This is a genomic window from Sphingobium sp. FG11, from assembly GCF_057809915.1.
This window is the reverse complement of sequence record NZ_JBMDKW010000018.1, coordinates 1-18,118: the sequence shown is the minus strand read 5'-3', so window position 1 is coordinate 18,118 and position 18,118 is coordinate 1. Positions and strand designations below refer to the sequence as shown.

General features: G+C 62.5%; 12 protein-coding genes, 1 tRNA gene and 1 pseudogene. 6 read left to right on the top strand and 8 right to left on the bottom strand.

What is annotated here, in order from left to right; genetic code table 11:
• The first annotated feature begins 5 nt into the window (after window positions 1–5).
• Window positions 6–2,708, top strand: a complete 2,703-nt coding sequence (gene ppdK, locus ACODSN_RS14095) for a pyruvate, phosphate dikinase (protein ID WP_489056122.1) — start codon at window positions 6–8, stop codon at window positions 2,706–2,708.
• A gap of 36 nt (window positions 2,709–2,744) precedes the next feature.
• On the opposite strand, the gene ACODSN_RS14090 is transcribed toward ppdK, so the two are convergent.
• On the bottom strand, window positions 2,745–3,245 hold the full coding sequence (locus ACODSN_RS14090) for a hypothetical protein (RefSeq protein WP_489056121.1): 501 nt from the start codon (window positions 3,243–3,245) through the stop codon (window positions 2,745–2,747).
• Window positions 3,246–3,385: 140 nt separating this feature from the next.
• On the opposite strand from ACODSN_RS14090, the gene ACODSN_RS14085 reads away from it, so the two are divergent.
• Window positions 3,386–3,462: transfer RNA gene (locus ACODSN_RS14085), tRNA-Arg, on the top strand.
• Here ACODSN_RS14085 and ACODSN_RS14080 read toward each other — a convergent pair.
• Window positions 3,413–3,970 (bottom strand): recombinase zinc ribbon domain-containing protein, encoded by a 558-nt coding sequence (locus ACODSN_RS14080; protein WP_489056152.1) that lies wholly within the window; start codon window positions 3,968–3,970, stop codon window positions 3,413–3,415. The two genes, ACODSN_RS14085 and ACODSN_RS14080, sit on opposite strands and share 50 nt — an antisense overlap.
• Here ACODSN_RS14080 and ACODSN_RS14075 point away from each other — a divergent pair.
• Window positions 3,911–4,102 (top strand): hypothetical protein, encoded by a 192-nt coding sequence (locus ACODSN_RS14075; protein WP_489056120.1) that lies wholly within the window; start codon window positions 3,911–3,913, stop codon window positions 4,100–4,102. The two genes, ACODSN_RS14080 and ACODSN_RS14075, sit on opposite strands and share 60 nt — an antisense overlap.
• A gap of 868 nt (window positions 4,103–4,970) precedes the next feature.
• On the opposite strand, the gene ACODSN_RS14070 is transcribed toward ACODSN_RS14075, so the two are convergent.
• The 4 genes and pseudogenes from ACODSN_RS14070 to ACODSN_RS14055 form a co-directional block, all read right to left on the bottom strand.
• Window positions 4,971–5,636 (bottom strand): SDR family NAD(P)-dependent oxidoreductase, encoded by a 666-nt coding sequence (locus tag ACODSN_RS14070; RefSeq protein WP_489056119.1) that lies wholly within the window; start codon window positions 5,634–5,636, stop codon window positions 4,971–4,973.
• Between the two features lie 105 nt (window positions 5,637–5,741).
• Window positions 5,742–6,809 (bottom strand): phosphotransferase, encoded by a 1,068-nt coding sequence (locus ACODSN_RS14065; protein WP_489056118.1) that lies wholly within the window; start codon window positions 6,807–6,809, stop codon window positions 5,742–5,744.
• A complete protein-coding gene (locus ACODSN_RS14060; RefSeq protein ID WP_489056117.1) occupies window positions 6,806–7,975 on the bottom strand; it encodes an acyl-CoA dehydrogenase family protein in 1,170 nt (389 codons plus the stop codon). Before ACODSN_RS14060 ends, ACODSN_RS14065 begins: the two co-directional genes overlap by 4 nt.
• An 18-nt stretch (window positions 7,976–7,993) precedes the next feature.
• Window positions 7,994–8,119: pseudogene (locus ACODSN_RS14055) on the bottom strand (2-deoxy-D-gluconate 3-dehydrogenase); the annotation flags it as partial.
• On the opposite strand from ACODSN_RS14055, the gene ACODSN_RS14050 reads away from it, so the two are divergent.
• Window positions 8,065–9,462 (top strand): cadherin domain-containing protein, encoded by a 1,398-nt coding sequence (locus tag ACODSN_RS14050; RefSeq protein WP_489056116.1) that lies wholly within the window; start codon window positions 8,065–8,067, stop codon window positions 9,460–9,462. The pseudogene ACODSN_RS14055 and the gene ACODSN_RS14050 overlap by 55 nt on opposite strands.
• Before the next feature lie 428 nt (window positions 9,463–9,890).
• Window positions 9,891–10,520: a Crp/Fnr family transcriptional regulator gene (locus ACODSN_RS14045; protein ID WP_489056115.1), complete on the top strand. Its 630-nt coding sequence runs from the start codon at window positions 9,891–9,893 to the stop codon at window positions 10,518–10,520.
• A gap of 66 nt (window positions 10,521–10,586) precedes the next feature.
• On the opposite strand, the gene ACODSN_RS14040 is transcribed toward ACODSN_RS14045, so the two are convergent.
• Window positions 10,587–12,785: a sugar nucleotide-binding protein gene (locus tag ACODSN_RS14040; RefSeq protein ID WP_489056114.1), complete on the bottom strand. Its 2,199-nt coding sequence runs from the start codon at window positions 12,783–12,785 to the stop codon at window positions 10,587–10,589.
• A gap of 222 nt (window positions 12,786–13,007) precedes the next feature.
• Here ACODSN_RS14040 and glf point away from each other — a divergent pair, with 222 nt between their 5' ends.
• Window positions 13,008–15,425 (top strand): UDP-galactopyranose mutase, encoded by a 2,418-nt coding sequence (gene glf, locus ACODSN_RS14035; RefSeq protein ID WP_489056113.1) that lies wholly within the window; start codon window positions 13,008–13,010, stop codon window positions 15,423–15,425.
• Between the two features lie 150 nt (window positions 15,426–15,575).
• Here the strand turns inward: glf and ACODSN_RS14030 are convergent, their stop codons facing one another.
• Window positions 15,576–17,804, bottom strand: coding sequence for a catalase (locus tag ACODSN_RS14030; RefSeq protein ID WP_489056112.1), 2,229 nt, complete (start codon window positions 17,802–17,804; stop codon window positions 15,576–15,578).
• Between the last annotated feature and the right edge of the window lie 314 nt (window positions 17,805–18,118).

Below are 18,118 nucleotides of genomic sequence, written 5' to 3'. Positions count from 1 at the left end.
CACCGATGAAGACGATGGAAGAGACCAGCATGACCGATACCGACACCCGCTATGTCTACCGTTTCGGCGGCGGCGTCGATGATGGCGGCAAGGGAAATAAGAACCTGCTGGGCGGCAAGGGGGCGAACCTCGACGGCATGGCGTCGATCGGCCTGCCGGTGCCGCCGGGTTTCACCATCACCACCGAAATGTGCACCCGCTATTATGAGGATGGCGGCGTCTATCCCGACAGCCTGATGGCGCAGGTTGCAGGCGGCATCGCCCATATCGAGGGCGTGACCGGCAAGCGCTTCGGCGACGCATCCGACCCGCTGCTCGTCTCGGTCCGTTCGGGCGCGCGCATATCGATGCCCGGCATGATGGACACGGTGCTGAACCTCGGCCTCAACGACACCACGGTGCAGGGTCTCGCCTCGGCGAGCGGTGACGAGCGGTTCGCGTGGGACAGCTATCGCCGCTTCATCCAGATGTATTCGGACGTCGTGCTCGAACTCGATCATGGCGCGTTTGAAGAGGCGCTGGAAATCGCCAAGGAGGACCAGAATTACAGCCTCGACACCGAGATGACCGCCGACGACTGGAAGGCGCTGGTCGAGGAATATAAGGGCCTTGTTTCAAAGCTGTGGGGCAAGGAGTTCCCGCAGGATGTTAACGACCAGCTATGGGGCGCGATCAACGCCGTCTTTGGGTCGTGGCAGGCCGACCGGGCGAAGGTCTATCGCCGCCTCAATTCGATCCCGCATGACTGGGGCACCGCCGTCAACGTGCAGGCGATGGTGTTCGGCAATATGGGCGAGACATCGGCCACCGGCGTCGCCTTCACCCGCGATCCGGCGACGGGCGAAAATGCCTATTATGGCGAATATCTCATCAACGCGCAGGGCGAGGATGTCGTCGCCGGCATCCGCACGCCGCAATATCTGACCAAGGCCGCGCGCGAGCGGGCCGGGGCCAAGCCGCTCAGCATGGAAGAGGCGCTGCCGGAAACCTATGGCGAGCTGGCCGGTGTTTTCCAGATTCTCGAACGCCATTATCGCGACATGCAGGATATCGAGTTCACGGTGCAGCAGGGCAAGCTGTGGATGCTCCAGACCCGATCGGGCAAGCGCACGGCGAAGGCCGCGCTCAAGATGGCGGTCGATATGGCGGCCGAGGGGCTGATTACCGAAGAAGAGGCGGTGGCCCGCGTCGATCCATCCGCGCTCGACCAGTTGCTGCATCCGACGCTCGATCCGTCGGCGCCGCGCGATGTGCTGACCAAGGGGCTGCCCGCCTCGCCGGGTGCGGCGTCCGGCGCGATCGTGTTCGATGCCGATACGGCCGAGCGGCATAATGAACTGGGCGAGGCGGTGATCCTCGTCCGCGTGGAAACGTCGCCTGAAGATATTCACGGTATGCATGCGGCCAAGGGCATTCTGACGGCGCGCGGCGGCATGACCAGCCACGCCGCCGTCGTGGCGCGCGGCATGGGCCGCCCCTGCGTGTCGGGCGCGGGCAGCCTGTCGATCGACAATAGCGCGAAGATTTTGCGGATCGGCGACCGGACGCTCAAGGAAGGCGACATCCTGACTATCGACGGATCGACCGGCGAGGTGATGGCGGGCGCGGTGCCGACGGTGCAGCCCGAATTGGCGGGCGATTTCGGCATATTGATGGTGTGGGCCGATAAGGTCCGCCGGTTGAAGGTGCGCGCCAATGCGGAAACACCGCAGGACTGCAAGGTCGCGCGCGAGTTCGGCGCGGAGGGTGTTGGCCTGTGCCGGACCGAACATATGTTCTTCGACGCGGCGCGCATCACGGCGGTGCGCGAGATGATCCTGGCCGACAGCGAGAAGGGGCGGCGGGTCGCGCTCGACAAGCTGTTGCCGGAACAGCGCGACGATTTCGCGCAGATTTTCATGGTGATGGCGGGCCTGCCCGTGACCATCCGCCTGCTCGATCCGCCGCTGCATGAATTCCTGCCGCATGGCGAGGCGGAGTTCGAGGAGGTGGCGAAGGCCGCAGGCGTTTCGGTCGACGTGCTGAAGCGCCGGGCGTCGGAACTGCACGAGTTCAATCCGATGCTCGGGCATCGCGGCTGCCGCCTGGGCGTGACCTATCCCGAAATCTACGAGATGCAGGCGCGCGCGATCTTCGAAGCGGCGCTGATCGTCAAGCAGCGTAGCGGCGAAGCGCCGATCCCCGAAGTGATGATCCCGCTGGTCGCCACGGCCAAGGAACTGCAACTGATGAAGGCGATCGTCGATCGCGTCGCTGCCGAAGTGTTCGCGGAACAGGGCGCCAGCGTCGAATATCTGGTCGGCACGATGATCGAGCTGCCGCGCGCCGCGCTCAAGGCTGGCGAGATCGCGGAGGCGGGCGAGTTCTTCTCGTTCGGCACCAACGATCTGACGCAGACGACGATCGGCATCAGCCGCGACGATGCGGGCCGTTTCCTGACGCAATATGTCGACAAGGGCATTTTCGCGCGCGACCCGTTCGTGAGCATCGATGTCGAAGGCGTCGGCGAACTGATCGAGATCGCGGCGGAACGGGGCCGGGCCACGCGCCCCGATATCAAGCTCGGCATTTGCGGCGAGCATGGCGGCGATCCGGCCTCCATCGCGTTCTGCGAGGCGACGGGTCTCGATTATGTGTCGGCATCGCCTTACCGCGTACCGATCGCGCGACTGGCGGCGGCGCAGGCGGCGCTTGCCCGCAAAGGCTGACGGAGCGGGGCGGCCGATGCGCCGCCCCGTTACCCCCTACCGGACGGTCCGGCGGCCCTGATAATCGGCGGCATGTTCGTCGGCACGGCCATCCGCAAGCATCTGCGCCTGGCGCGTCCACTCGTCCCGTGCGATCAGGCCCGGACGATGGCCAAGCCGCGCTTCGAGCGTTGCCTGCTGCTCCTCGTTCAAAGCCGCGATCTGACCATAGCGGTGATAGCCCGCCTCGTTCAGCGCAATTTCCTCCGCGGACGAAATCGTGTGAATCCGTGTCAGATCATCGCGGCCATGCACTGCCCCGGCAACCGCCGTCGCCGTACCGGGGCCGATTGGTCCACTACGCTGTTCCAGTTCCGCGATCCGGCGGTTGGCCGCCTCGATCCGGGCGTCCCGATCGCTGATCGTATGGCGATGCGCCGCCTGTTCATCGCGCCACAACCGCTTCAATCGCCCGCGACCGCTCAACATCAGGCCCAGCACAAGGCCGATGAGCAGCATGATGAGCAGCAAGACGATATCGTTCATCGTGAAGGTCATGAGGATATCCTTTCGCCCTCAGAAACGATCCGCAGCGGGCAAAGGTTGCCGGGCGTCATCCGTGTGGAAAGCGCAGGGTAAAAAAGGCGAAAAAGGGGGTTGCCAGAACAGCAGCCCCCGTCTATCCGCGCCACTCCACTGCACCCATAGCTCAGCTGGATAGAGCATCAGACTACGAATCTGAGGGTCGGGCGTTCGAATCGCTCTGGGTGCACCATTTTCCCCACTCCATCCTTTGAGGCTTGTAAAAGCCTGAAACGTGAAGAGGTTAGGGGCGTTCTAAACGCCGTGTCGAAACTGGCGAGCGGACGACCGCAATTGTCGAATTTTTCCGCCAGTTCGATCTTGCGAGACTCGGCTTCGCCGATGCGTTTTTCATACGCGGCTATCAGCGTCGCGTTTTCGGTTTCAATCACGCGATCCACGAGCTTCTTGATCTCGTTCTCTACCTCGCGGATTTCAGGGGTAATCGTCTTCTTGCGTTCCGATGCGCGGGTTGATTGCTGGTTCCACAAAGTACGCAAAGCTTGATGCACCATGGCGAACAAGGTTGACGATGGCTGCATGGACTCGAGCAGTTCAGCGAACTCGCCTTCGATCTTCGCGCGGGGGATAGCGCGGCCATAGGCTTCGCATGTTTCTTCCCGGCAATGATAATAGGCATAGTGTTTGTGACTGCCCTTCGCCCAATAGCTGGTGAGGCGCGTCTGGCAGCAGCCGCACACGACGTAACCCCTCAACGCAAAATCCTCGCTATTGTCTTTACGGACCATGCCACGGCTGTTGCCAGCAAGGCGGTGCTGGATGCGCTGGAACGTCTCGAAGCTGATGAGCGCCGGGTGATGGCCGCGACGTAAGGACACATCCTATTTGGGCACTTGCACATATCCGGCATAGAGCGGATTGGTCAGGATGTTGTTGGCAACCTGATCACCTACCTTCCCGGCGCGATCACGCGGGAAATAAGAGCATTCGCCAAGGAAGCGGGCGACATCGGCCTGCGTCGTCAGATGGCCGCTGGCATAGGCAAGTCGGCGCTGGGCAAGTGGGTGTCGCAGTATCGGCCATCTGACCTGATGGCAGCGCCGCAGTCAGATCTGGCGCGTGAGAATGAACGCCTTCGCCTTGAGAACCGTGTACTCCGAGAGGAGAGGGAAGTGCTAAAAAAGGCCATGCAGTTCTTCGCAAGCCAAAGGCCCGGAAGTTCGCTTTTGTGCATAGCTGGCGGCATCGGTGGCCCGTTGAACTGCTCTGCCGTGTCATGCTTGTCAGCGAGCGCGGCTATCGTTCCTGGCGCTCGCGCGCGATCAGCAGGCGGGAGCGGACGGATATGAAAGTGCTGGCCCATATCAGGGAACAGTACAGCTCAGCCTCGGCAGCTATGGTCGTCCTAGGCTGACCATGGAACTCAAAGAGGTTGGGCTCGACGTTGGCGAGCGCCGGGTCGGGCGGCTGATGACCCGAAGGGCGGCGGAGCCAACATCAACGGGATCAAGCCGGTCCGCACGCGCAAGCACGAGGTGACGACAGGCAGCCACCATCGCCTAGGGGTCGCAGCGAACTGGCTGGATGGCAATTTTGCCGCCGATGCGGCCAGCCGTAATGGACGGGTGACATCACCTATATCTGGACGTCAGAGGGATGGCTCTAGCCTCGCCGTCATCCTTGACCTCATAATCATCCATCAGGCGCATCAATCGTTACGCATGAGATCCAAGACGGCGTTTATATCCGGCCTGTCACCGGTATATTGGCGCCGGTTATGGCCGAAGCTTCGCTTGATAGCAAAAAGCCGATAACCTGGGCAAGCTCGCGGGGAGCGACCCATTTCGCCGCATCGCTTTCCCCCATATCCGCCCGATTGGCGGGAGTGTCGATGATCGAGGGAAGGACGGCGTTGACCCGCACACCCTTGTCCTTGAGTTCCTCCGCGAGCGCTTCGGTCAGGCGTGCGACGCCGGATTTGCTCGCCGTGTAGGCGCCCATGCCCGCGCCAGCCTTCAATGTCGCCGCCGCGCCGACATTGACGATCGCGCCTTTGGCGAGGACGAGCGCAGCAAGGAGAGACCGGCTCATATGCAGGGCGGTCATCACATTGATCTTGTGCAGAAATTCCCAACTGTCGGGATTGCCATCCGCAATGGTTTCCCACCGAAAGCCGCCGGCGATGTTGACGAGGCCATCGACCTGTCCTTTCGCAAGGATTTTCCCGGCGGCGCTGTTCGCGCCCTCCGCGGTGGTCAGATCGACGGAACTGATGAATGTCCCCGCAAAATCACCGGCCTGTTCGGCAAGATCGACTCCGGTCACGTCATGGCCTTGTCCGATCAGGAACTGTGCAACGGCATTGCCGAGCACGCCGGCTGCTCCGGTCACTACGATATGGCTCATGAATAATCTCCTGGAGCATTTTCGAGGCAGATCGAATTATCTGCCGGCTCGGAAAATGCGAAAAAACAACAGACGAATATAGAATGATTTTGGCGTCCCTATGGACTAACCGTCCGCGAGTTCGGCCTGACGCCATGCCAGCGCGAAAAGCTCCGGCAGCACCGCGACCCGCTCCGTCGCCTGCGCATTTGCCGCAGTCCCCCGCAAGACCCTGCCTTTAATGCCGTGGAAGATCGCTGCCAGGCGGAAAAAATTGAATGCCATGTAGAAGCCGTAGTTCGGCATGGTTTCGCGCCCGGTTCGGGCGCAATAGGCCGCGACATATTCTTCTTCGGTCGGGATACCCAGGGCAGCGATGTCGGCGCCGCCAAGACCCGCCACGATGTAGGGCGGCATCCGGTACATCATGGCGTTGTAGGCGAAGTCCGCGCCGGCATGGCCCAGCGTCGACAATTCCCAGTCCAGTACCGCCAGAACCTTTGGCTCGGTGGGGTGGAAGATCATGTTATCGATCCGGAAATCGCCATGGATCACGCTGGTCTCGTCATCATCGGCCGGCATATTCTCGCGGAGCCAGACGATGAGCCGGTCCATGTTCGGATCGCGCCCGGCGTCGGTATCGTCCTCATATTGCTTCGACCAGCGGCCGATCTGCCGATCGAAATAATTGCCCGCGCGGCCATAATCACCCAGACCGACGGCATTATAATCGACCGAGTGCAGCTGCGCCATGGCGCCATTCATCGCATCGAAGATCGCCGCCCGCTCCGCCTTGTCCACGCCGGGGATGGTTGCGTCCCAGAAAATGCGGCCTTCCACCATGTCCATGACATAGAACCAGGTGCCGATGACGCTGTCGTCGGTGCAGACCGCGTGGACATGGGCGACGGGGTAGACGGCCCTGGCGAGGCCGATCAGCACTTTCGCCTCGCGCTCCACCGCATGCGCGCCCTTGAGCAACTGTCCGGGCGGTTTGCGGCGCAGCACATAGGCTCGGGTCGGGGTCAGCAGCTTGTAGGTCGGGTTGGACTGGCCGCCGCGAAACTGCTCGACCTGCATCGGTCCTGTGAAGCCCGGCACGTTCGCCGTCATCCAGCGTGCAAGCGCCGCCTCGTCGAACGCATAACCTTCGCGAACGGCGGTCGTGCCAAGATTTTCGTCGCTTGCGGTCATGCGCCCTGTGCCTTGAGGAAGTCGCGCTTGATCTTCTTGGCGAGCGACCATTTATGCACTTCGGTCGGCCCGTCATAGATGCGGAACGCCCGGATTTCGCGGAACACCTGTTCGACGATGGTGTCGCCGGACACGCCCGTGCCGCCCATGACCTGCACGCAGCGGTCGGCGACGCGCATCAGCGCTTCGGACACGGCGACCTTGGCCATCGAACTTTCCGCGGTGCCGAGCGACCCGCCGTCGAGCACGTCGGCACACCAGTCGATCATCAGTTCGGCCTGTTGCAGGTCGATCAGATTTTCCGCCAGCATGAAGCCGACGCCTTCATGGTCGACAAGCAGCTTTCCGAAAGCTTCCCGCTTGCAGGCATAGGCGGTCGCGATCTCGTGCGCCCGCGTCGCGGCACCGTGCCAGCGCATGCAGTGGGAAAGCCGGGCGGGGCTGAGGCGGACCTGCGCATATTTGAACCCTTCGCCACTGGCGCCGAGCATCTGGTCTGCGGGCACGCGCAGATTGTCGATGGTGACGACGGCGTGGCCGCCGGGCATGGAACTGTCGATCGTGTCGAGCAACCGTTCGATGCGAATGGCGGGGTCGGGCAGATCGACCAGAAACAGGCAGGCGCCCTCCTGCGCCTTGGCCATGATGATACCGACTTTCGCGCCCTGCGCGCCGGTGATGAAAGCCTTGCGTCCGTTGATGACCCAGTGATTGCCATCAGGATGGCACAGGGTCTGCATCATGGACGGATCGGCCCCTGCGCCGCCTTCGGCAGCCGGTTCGGTCATGAAGAAGGCGGATCGGGCCTCCCCCGATACCAGCGGGGCGAGAAAGCGCGCCTTCTGTTCCGGCGTCCCGACCTTGCCCAGCAGATACATATTGCCCTCGTCGGGCGCCATCGTATTGACCGCGACCGGGCCAAGCGGGGACAATCCCGACCGCTTGAGAATGATGGCGGTCTCGCGCTGGGTGAGGTGGGAGCCATCGTCGAGAATATGCGGGGTCATGACGCCTGCCGCCCGCGCTTTTGTCCGCAGTTCGGCGACCAGATCCTCGGGCGGTCCATGACCATGGACTTCGATACGCGGGTCCTTTTCATAAGGCGCCACGATGTCGCGGACGAAGGCCTCGACGCGATCCGCTATGGCGATTGCGCGATCAGTCATTTCATTATTCCCTGTTTTTCAAAGCGTACTGACCAGATGGCCACCGTCCACCTCGATCACCGATCCGGTCATATAGGCGGAGAGATCGGATGCGAGCAGCAGCAGCGGTCCTTCCAGATCGTCGAGTTGCCCCAGGCGGCGCTGCGACCGCCAATGGGGTGGCGCTGTCGGTCACCAATGGCATCATCAGCTATGCGCCGGGATCGCGCTATCAGTCGCTGGGCGCCGGACAAACCGTCACCGACGGTTTCAGCTACACGGTGTCGGACGGGTCGGGCATCCAGTCGAGCGCCGAAGTCACGCTGGTCGTGACGGGCGCAAATGATGCGCCGACGACGCTGTCGCTGACGGGCGGAAGCGTCGATGAAAATGCGGCGAACGGGACTGTGGTCGGCCAACTCGGCGCGCAGGACGTCGATACCGGGGATGTCCTGACATATAGCCTCACCAACAATGCCGGAGGTCGCTTTACCGTCGATAGCGCGACGGGCCAGATCAAGGTCGCCAACGGGACGCTGCTCGATTTCGAGAAGGCGACCGCACACCAGATCGTCGCGCGCGCGACCGACAGCGGCGGGCTTTTCACCGAACAGAGCTTTTCGCTCACGCTCAACAACCTGCCCGAACCCAAGACCTATACGGGCGACAATGGCGCGAACACCTTCACCGCGCCCACCAACGACCTGTGGACGATCTATGGCCTGTCCGGGAACGACATATTGACAGGCAACGCCAGCAGCGACATCATCTATGGCGATGCGGGCGCGGACATACTCGACGGCGCTGGCGGGGCGGATACGCTGTATGGCGGTATCGGCAACGACACTTTCTATATCGACAATCTGGGCGACCGCATCGTCGAATATTATGGCGAGGGGACGGATCAGGCGTTCGCGTCAGTCGATTTCACGATGGAAGCCAATCTGGAAAAGCTGACTCAGACCGGCACGGCGAACATCAATGTGACCGGCAATGATTTTGCCAACACCATCACCGGCAATGTCGGCAACAACAGCTTCTATGGCGGCGTTGGCGGCGATCTGCTCGTCGGCATGGAGGGTGACGACCAGCTTTACGGGCAAGAAGGCAACGACTTTCTGCAAGGCGGTGCCGGCAACGACCTGCTGGTCGGGGGCGTGGGCCTTGATGAGCTTACCGGCGGGGCGGGCGCGGACAAGTTCCTGTTCGATTCGCTCACCGTTTCCGCCGACCGCGATACGGTGAAGGATTTTACCCCCGGCGAGGATATGTTCGTCCTGTCCCGCTCGATATTCACCGCCTTTGCGACCTTGCCGATCGGCGGATTGCCCTCGAACGCCTTCTATGCGGGCGCGGTCGCCCAAACGGCGGATCAGAAGATCATCTACAATGCTGCTAACGGCAACCTGTTCTACGATGCGGACGGCTCCGGCTCGGGCGCGGCGGTGCAGATCGCCTTCCTTGGCAACAAGCCAACGCTGAACGCACAGAGCTTCTCGCTGGGCTGAGTGGTCAGCGTAACCGGCTCGCTTCATCACTTCCATATCCGGAAACGCTGAGCTTTCTTGATGGCATGATTTGGATGTGTCCAGACACCTCTGTTTACGCTTGAACGGTCGTTCGCGTATAAATCTGCCGAGGCAGCCCGGTTGCTGATTGTAGCATCGCGCGGCATTATATCGTTTGTTCGCACAGCAGTCTTGGTTACCGTCGGCGGCTCCGCAAACGGCTTCACCGCCAGGCTTCAGGGTCCGCTTCGCTACACCTCCAACCGAATATGGCGACAGTGAGCATAATCTACGCACCGGCCAAATCGGTGGGGCAGGTCATGGGCGACGCCCTATAAATTGCATACGGGCGCTTAAAAATAACATGGGTCAATCCATGTCCGAATATTTCCGCTATGATGCAATCGCGGGCTGACGGGAGAATGGATATGTTGGCTCAGGCCGGCCTCACCGACGACCTGCTTTTTTTTCGTCCGCATCAATTCCTCGCGCGCGAGGGAGAAACGCCCGACGGCCTCCTTTATGTGCAGGAAGGATGGGCTTGCCGGTATCGCTTGCTCAGCGATGGCCGCCGCCAGATCACGGCGCTGTACCTTCCTGGCGATTATTGCGATCCGATCTGGATGTTCGGGGTTTCGGGTCAGCCGGTTGTCGCGCTGACCAATGTTCGGGCCATGAGAATTGCGTTCAGGGGCGGCGGCGTCTTCGACCAGAATCCTCAACTGCGGAAGGCCCTGGTCGAAAACTATGATCGCCAGGCGAACTGGCTGGTGACGCTGGGGCGAAAAACGGCCTTGGAACGACTGGCCCAACTCCTCTTCGAATTGTTCGAACGTATGCGTCGGGCGGGATTGGCTTATGGTCAGCAATGTGCGCTGCCGCTGACCCAGATGGACGTCGCCGACATGACGGGCCTGACCTCCGTTCACGTCAATCGCACACTACAGCTTTTGCGGTCGAAGGGGCTGGTCGAATTGCAGGCGAAATGGCTGCGCATTCCCGATATCGACGCGCTTCGCGAGGCGGCCGCGCTGCCCGCAATTTCGACATGCGGCTAAGCTGCGTGATGAAAGGGTTTCAGGCGATGGAGGGGCGTGGCGACCAAAGCGGATCGACTGGCCCCGTCATTCATTGATCGGCTGGCGCGCGTTCAGCAGGCCGGACCGCCGGGCCTGCGCGGCAAACTCGCCAATGGCGTTTCCAAGCGGCGGCATGAGCGCGCCCCTGACCGATGCGAGCGGAACGCTGCGCGGACGCGGGGCACGCAGCCCCAGTTCCTGATGCGGGACGCCCCGGATGTGATCGGGGCTGACCGAGCAGGCGATTGCGACGAGGCGGGCAAATTCCGCCCAGCTCACAGCATCGCCGTTGGTCAGGTGCCACAGGCCGCTTTCGCCGTCGATCAGCAGATCGAGCGCGTTCGAGACCAGATGCGGCACATAGGTGGGCGAGATGATGAGGTCATCCGCCGCAAGCGGCTGTTCGCCGCGCGCCAGTGCCTCGACAATGCCGACCGCGAAATTATGCCGGTCGTAGGCGGAAAAAAATGCGGCGGTGCGGATCACCAGATGGTTTCCGTCCAGCGCCGCGATCGCCTTTTCCATCCGCGCCTTGCTGGCCCCGTAGATGTTCAGGGGCGCGGGGAGATCAGGTTCGATATAGGCATGGCCTTTATCGCCGTCGAATATCAGATCGCTGGAGAAGCTGAGGCTGGCGATTCCGCGCGCCGCGCAGGTTGTGGCGAGCAGGACCGCCCCTCGTGCGTTGGCCTCCATGCATTCCTCTGGCGCGTCTTCCGCCTCGTCCACCCGGACCCAGCCGGCTGCGTTCACGACGGCCCAGGGATCATGTTCCCGCAGCGCATTGTCGATGTCCTGGGATCTGGTAAGATCCAGTTGCGCCCTGCCGGTGAGGACATGCGCGATATTCCGCAACCGGCAAGCGCCTGCGATCGCCTGGCCCAGTGTGCCCGTCGCCCCGCAGATGAGCAGGGGCCGGGTGGATTCCAGGAACCGCCGGGCCACGAAATGTTCGCGCGCGGGCGCGGGGCGTGGAACCGGCGGATGGGCGGCGCGGACGGGGCGTTGCCACCAGCCCGCGCTCGTTGCGAGCGGATGGCGTTCGCCCGCTATCGGTAAGGCTTTGATCAGGTCGTTCAGGGCCGTTTCGCGAGGGGGCGTGCCGGTCGCGTCCCACGCGCCCGCTTCATAGCGCCCCGGTCCGGTCAGCAGCGTGTTCCAGCCGCTGCTTCCCAGCAATGCCCAGGCCGTGACCGCCTGCACCGGCACGCCTTCCTGTCGAAGCGCCACGGCGATGTCCCACGCCTGCGCCATCCAGCGCATCTGTTCCTCGCGCGTGCAGCCATTATGCACCTCGGTGATCGCGACCGGCAGGCCATAGCGCTCCCATGCTTCGCGCAGCGCCCCGTGCAACCCGTGCGGCGCCGGCTGGAGCACGCGAACGGCCTCCGTATCGATATATCTCTGGACATGGCTGCCGCCATGAAGGTGGGGCGGGTATCGGTGAAGCCGGTGATCCAGAAAGCGGTCGCTGGTCAGATAATGGTTGATGCCGATGACGTCGGGCGGACAGGGGTCGTCAGCGATGGCGCGCAGACGATCGGCGAGTCCATGCCGGGCGATGCGCGCCCATAATCCATGGTCGGGGGTCAATCTGCCGCATAACAGGTCCCATCCCGCCCAGCGTCGCAGATTGTCGAAACCCGCCTGCTGGCGCAGGGACGCCGTCGCATAGGTCCGGCCGAGATCGTCGGTCTGGATAAGGCGCGCCGAAGGATTGATCCGGCGCACGGCGCGCATTGCCAGCCGCGTCGCATCGACCTGATTCAGCAAGGCGAGCCAGAAGGCGCCTTCGTCCCGTGCATGAGGATACCAGTGGCCGTAGAGCGCCGAAAAGCGCGCGGTCGTCAGTGGCTCATTGACCGGAGTCCAGGCATCGATCCAGGGATAGCGCCGGGCCGTGCGATGCGCGTGGCGCGCCAGTCCCGATGCGAAGCTGCTTTCCAGAAGTCCTGTGTAGCGGGGGCCGCTGCCATGATGCACCAGACCGGCGATCACTCGGATGCCAAGCTTCCGAAGGTGGTGGAGGCGCGCGTCCGTTGGTCCCCAGACGCATTCGTCGGGCCGGCGGGGGCTGATATGCTCCCACAATATGGGGTAGCGGATCGCCTTGAGGCCGAGCGCGGCGAAGCGATCGAGATCCTCGATCCGGTCCAGATGGCCGCTCAGTTCCAGTTGATCGCTAAATTGGTTCCCTACGCGGTTCACCGTGCATTCCGGGCCGCCCCATAGTTCAGGTCCCATGTCTGGCTCTTGGTCGGGATCGCCCCTCATGCCGCATCTCCACCATAGCCGGTCAATGCGGCAGTCGCGCAAACGGCGTGTGAGATCGATGGTTGCGTCCCATCGTCCGCAATCCGCCGGTGGGCCATCCTGTACGTGATCACACCAACCTGGGTTACGCTCCCCGCAACTATCGCCTGCGCCGCCGGGTTCATCGGCATTCACGATAGCAGGAGCATCAGCATGGCGAAGCCGCCTTCTTCCCCCTTCCAGACGGCTTCGGCATCCCAATCCGCGACAGGCAGCCACACGATCCTGTGCTTCAGTCACTTGCGATGGGACTTCGTGTTCCAGCGGCCGCAGCATCTGATGAGCCGGTTCGCTCGCGATGCGCGGGTGATTTTCTGGGAGGAGCCGGTTCTGGTGGAAGGACTGGATGCGCCGACGCTACGGATGGATCGCTGTCCCCGATCCGGGGTCATGGTGGTAAAGCCGCAATTGCCGCGCGGAGCCGACAGGGCAGGGGATGGCGATGCGGTGCGGCGTCTCCTCGATACCTGTCTCCAGGGCGAGAGCGGGCCATTTATCCGCTGGTATTACACGCCGATGATGCTGCCCTTTTCACAGCATGTCGCCGCCGATTGCGTCGTCTACGACTGCATGGACGAACTCGCCAATTTCAAGGGCGCGCCGCCTGAACTGCTGCCTTTGGAACAGCGGCTGATGGCGCAGGCGGATATTATGTTCACGGGAGGCTATAGCCTCTACGAAGCAAAGAAGCATCGCCATCCCAATATCCATCCCTTCCCGTCGAGCGTCGATGCGAGCCATTTCGCGCTGGCGCGTGGCCTGGGTTCGGCGACTGAGGCGGGAGAGGGGCCGCGGCTTGGCTTCTTCGGTGTGGTGGACGAGCGGATGGATCTTAACCTGCTGGCCTTGCTGGCGGACACGCATCCCGATTGGACGCTGGAGATCGTCGGCCCGGTCGTGAAGATCAGCGAAGGCGATCTGCCCGTCCGTCCGAACCTGCGCTATCTTGGCGGCAGGCGCTATGAGGAACTGCCATCGGTTATCGCGCAATGGGACGTCGCGCTGATGCCGTTTGCGATCAACGATGCGACGCGCTTCATCAGCCCCACCAAGACGCCGGAATATCTGGCGGCGGGAAAGCCGGTCGTATCGACGCCGATCACGGACGTCATCCGCCATTATGGCGCGATCGACGGGGTGTTCATCGCGCAGACGGGCGCGCCTTTCATCGAGGCGTGCGAAGAAGCGCTGGCGCTGGTGTCCGGCGGCGACGCCTGGTTGCGGCAGGCGGACGCGCTGCTGTCGCAAGGGTCATGGGACCGAAGTTTCGCCGCCATGCGCGGGCTTGTGGATCAGGCCCTCACGGCGGGGGGCCATGTCCATCCGGTCGTTTCCCCCAATAGCTGGGACGCCGGACCGTCCGATCATTACGATGTGATGGTGGTGGGCGCGGGCTTTGCGGGCGCGGTCATGGCCGAGCGGCTGGCGTCGCAGGATGGCAAGAGGGTGCTGGTCGTGGACCGCCGCCCGCATGTCGCCGGCAATGCCTATGATTGTCTCGACGATGCGGGGATATTGATCCATCGGTACGGGCCGCATATCTTCCACACCAATTCGGCTGAGATTTTCGACTATCTGTCGCGCTTCACGGATTGGCGTGCCTATGAACATCGCGTGCTGGCGGCGGTGGGCGACATGCTCGTGCCGATGCCGATCAACCGGACGACGCTGAACATGCTCTACGGCCTCGACCTCACGAGCGAGGATGAGGCAGCGGCTTTCCTGGCGAGCCGGGCCGAGCCGGTGGATGTGGTGAGGACATCGGCCGATGTGGTGATCTCCGCGATCGGCCGGGAACTGTATGAGACTTTCTTTCAGGGCTATACGCGCAAGCAATGGGGACTCGATCCGTCCGAGCTCGACAAGTCGGTGACGGCGCGCGTGCCGACGCGCACGAACGTCGATGATCGTTATTTCGGCGACCGTTTTCAGGCGATGCCCACCGAAGGCTATACGCGGATGTTCGAGCGGATGCTGGACCATCCCAATATCGACCTGCTGCTGGGCGTGGATTATTGCGAGGCGCGCGAAGCCTATCCGCACGCGCATCTCGTCTTTACCGGGCCGATCGACGAATATTTCGACTATCGCTTCGGCAGGCTGCCCTATAGGTCGCTGCAATTCCGGCACGAGACCATCGAGCAGGAGCAGTTCCAGCCGGTGGCGGTCGTCAACTATCCCGCGCCGGACACGCCCTATACGCGGATCACGGAATATAAGCATCTGACCGGGCAGCAATCGCCACGCACCAGCATCAGTTACGAATATCCGTCGGCGGAGGGCGATCCCTATTATCCGATCCCGCGTCCCGAATGTCAGGCGCTGTTCAAGAAATATGAGGCGCTTGCCCTTGCGCAGCGAGACGTCACCTTTGTCGGCCGTCTCGCCACCTATCGCTATTATAATATGGATCAGGTCGTCGGTCAGGCGCTTGCCACCCATCGCCGCATGACGGCCAAACAAGCTTTCGGCGCGGACAAGGCACCCAAGGACCAGAGCGCGATGCCCGTCCCTACAAGCCATGCGGTCAGACCGGGGCGGCAACTGACCGGAACTCAGCTATCCGGCTGAGGTCCGGCCAACTCCGCCAAGACCTCACCCTTTATCGGGTTTGACAAGTTCCGCGAACCGCCCGCGCTGATCCATATTTCGTTTTGAAGCCGATCGCGGAGCGGAACGGGTCGCGGCATAGGGCCGCGACCCCCGGCGGTTTCAGATCTCTCAAGCCTGTGGACGGGCGTCGAGATCGACCGTCAGTTCCCGTGGCCAATAACGCAGCGCCCGCGCGGCGGCGATGAAGGTCTTTGCATCCGCTGCCTTGACCAGCGGCAAACAGGCTTCGTCCAGATCCTCGGCGATGCCAGCCTTGGCGAAGATCGCCTCCGCGCCCGCGCTAATGCCGATATATTTGCAATGAGCGAAGGCGTCCGTCGCAAAATCCTTCGCCGCCGCATCGAGCGAGAGCAGGGCCGCGCCGTCCGCCGATACCAGGATTGCGACGGCATCGAACAGCACCGAAGGGCCACCGTCGATCTTGTGTTTCGCCGCGACTGTTGTGCCATCGGACAGGATCACGCCGCCGATCTTCGGCGCCACGACCTCATAGACCGCGCCCTCTGCATCTACGGCATCGATCAGGGCTGCGAAAATGGCCGCGTCCGCGCCGTCAGTCAGCAAAAGGCCGAGCTTGCGGCCCTTGAAGCTGCCCGGTCCGTTCTTGATGATGCTGAGCTTGTCGGATGGGGGAAGATCGGTAATCGGCTTGCGCGCCGCGACCGCTGGATCGGGAAGCGAGAGGCGCAGGCCGTCCGCGACAATGTTTGCCAGCCCCGCGTCGATGTTGAGAAGGTGGGACACGACGCGCGACCGGATATCGGGCCGTTCGACCTTGGACAGTTCGAACACCAGCGCGTCGCCGATATGCTTTTGTTCGATCGGCGTCTGGCTGACGAGGAATTGCCGCGCCTGGCTATAATGGTCGGCGAAGCTTTCCGAGCGGACCCGTTGCTTCGGCCCATCGGCAGTATCGGCAAAGCTGGTGAAGCCGCGCACGGGATCTTCGCGCGGGCCGCCCTGGGTCGCTCCCCAGCTATTGGGTTCGTAATTGACGCGGCCCACCGGGTTGCGCATCGCCATATGCCCGTCCTGCTGGAAATGCGCCATCGGGCATTTGGGCGCGTTGATCGGGATGTGGGTGAAATTAGGTCCGCCCAGCCGTTTGATCTGGGTGTCGAGATAGGAGAAATTGCGCCCCTGGAGCAGCGGATCGTTTGAAAAATCGATGCCGGGCGGCACATTCTGGGTGCAGAAGGCAACCTGTTCCGTCTCCGCGAAGAAATTGTCGACGACGCGGTCCAGCACCAGTCGGCCGACGACGCGGATCGGCACCAGTTCCTCGGGAATGATCTTGGTCGCGTCGAGCACGTCGAAGTCGAAACTGTCGGCGAAGGCATCATCGAACAGTTGGACGCCCAGTTCCCATTCAGGAAAATCGCCGCCGTTGATCGCATCCCACAGGTCGCGGCGATGGAAATCGGGATCGGCGCCATTGATCTTGACCGCTTCGTTCCAGACGACGGATTGCAGACCCTGTTTAGGCTTCCAGTGGAACTTGACGAAGGTCGATCGCCCCTGCGCATCGACGAGCCGGAAGGTGTGGACGCCAAAGCCCTCCATAGTGCGATAGGATCGGGGAATCGCGCGGTCGGACATGGTCCACATGATCATGTGGAAGCTTTCGGGGGTCAGGCTGATGAAGTCCCAGAAATTATCATGCGCGGTCTGGGCCTGCGGAAAGGCGCGATCCGGCTCCGGCTTGGCGGCATGGACCATGTCGGGAAACTTGATCGCGTCCTGAATGAAAAACACCGGGATATTGTTACCGACCAGGTCCCAATTGCCTTCCTGCGTGTAGAGTTTCACGGCAAAGCCGCGAACGTCGCGGGCAAGGTCGAACGACCCTTTGGACCCGGCGACGGTCGAAAATCGCACGAAGGCCGGCGTGCGCTCGCCCACTCGCCGAAAAATGTCCGCGCGGCTGACATCGGCCAGGCTGTCGGTCAGCTCGAAAAAGCCATGGGCGCCATAGCCGCGCGCGTGGACGACTCGTTCGGGAATACGCTCATGATCGAAATGGAAAATCTTCTCGCGAAAGTGAAAATCCTCCAACAGCGTCGGCCCGCGCGCGCCCTGCTTCAGACTATTCTGGTCGTCCGCCACGGGCACGCCCTGCTGGGTGGTGAGCGTCGCGACGTCGCCTCCGGCGATCTGATGCATTTCGCCCCCGGCCGCCTGCGGTTCCCCGACGCTGAGGGAAATGTCGGCATCGGTCGGGACTGGCGACGCTTTCTGTGGCGATTCCCCGCTTATTTGCGCGCCGGACAGATCGGGCGGCGTTACCTTGCCGGCGTTGGCGGACGGCTTTTTCGGCGGTGTCGGTTTACGGGCCATGCGAAGGTTCCTCGATCAGGGGGGCAGTGTCACATCAGGTGCGGTCTGCCGGGATGGCCCGGCATTCAGCCCGCCGATGGCGGGTGACGATCACAGAACCCGCGCAGCGACCCGACAGTTGCCCCGTCTTTGCGGAAACTAATCTGTGTGATGACGATTGTTTGGACGGGCCGGGCAACGGACCGGGGCGTCAACCGTTACCATCGACCCAAGCCGCTTTTGCGGCGGTTGTCATTGCCCAAGCCGCTTTTGCGGCGGTTGTCATTGGAGGTCGCGGCATTCTTACGGAACGCTTCTTGAGGGACAAGCGGGGC

Coding starts and splice junctions, on each gene's coding strand:
- ppdK (WP_489056122.1), top strand. CDS start 6: ATGAAGACGATGGAAGAGACCAGCATGACCGATACCGACACCCGCTAT.
- ACODSN_RS14090 (WP_489056121.1), bottom strand. CDS start 3,245: ATGACCTTCACGATGAACGATATCGTCTTGCTGCTCATCATGCTGCTC.
- ACODSN_RS14070 (WP_489056119.1), bottom strand. CDS start 5,636: ATGAGCCATATCGTAGTGACCGGAGCAGCCGGCGTGCTCGGCAATGCC.
- ACODSN_RS14065 (WP_489056118.1), bottom strand. CDS start 6,809: ATGACCGCAAGCGACGAAAATCTTGGCACGACCGCCGTTCGCGAAGGT.
- ACODSN_RS14060 (WP_489056117.1), bottom strand. CDS start 7,975: ATGACTGATCGCGCAATCGCCATAGCGGATCGCGTCGAGGCCTTCGTC.
- ACODSN_RS14050 (WP_489056116.1), top strand. CDS start 8,065: ATGCGAGCAGCAGCAGCGGTCCTTCCAGATCGTCGAGTTGCCCCAGGC.
- ACODSN_RS14045 (WP_489056115.1), top strand. CDS start 9,891: ATGTTGGCTCAGGCCGGCCTCACCGACGACCTGCTTTTTTTTCGTCCG.
- ACODSN_RS14040 (WP_489056114.1), bottom strand. CDS start 12,785: ATGGGACCTGAACTATGGGGCGGCCCGGAATGCACGGTGAACCGCGTA.
- glf (WP_489056113.1), top strand. CDS start 13,008: ATGGCGAAGCCGCCTTCTTCCCCCTTCCAGACGGCTTCGGCATCCCAA.
- ACODSN_RS14030 (WP_489056112.1), bottom strand. CDS start 17,804: ATGGCCCGTAAACCGACACCGCCGAAAAAGCCGTCCGCCAACGCCGGC.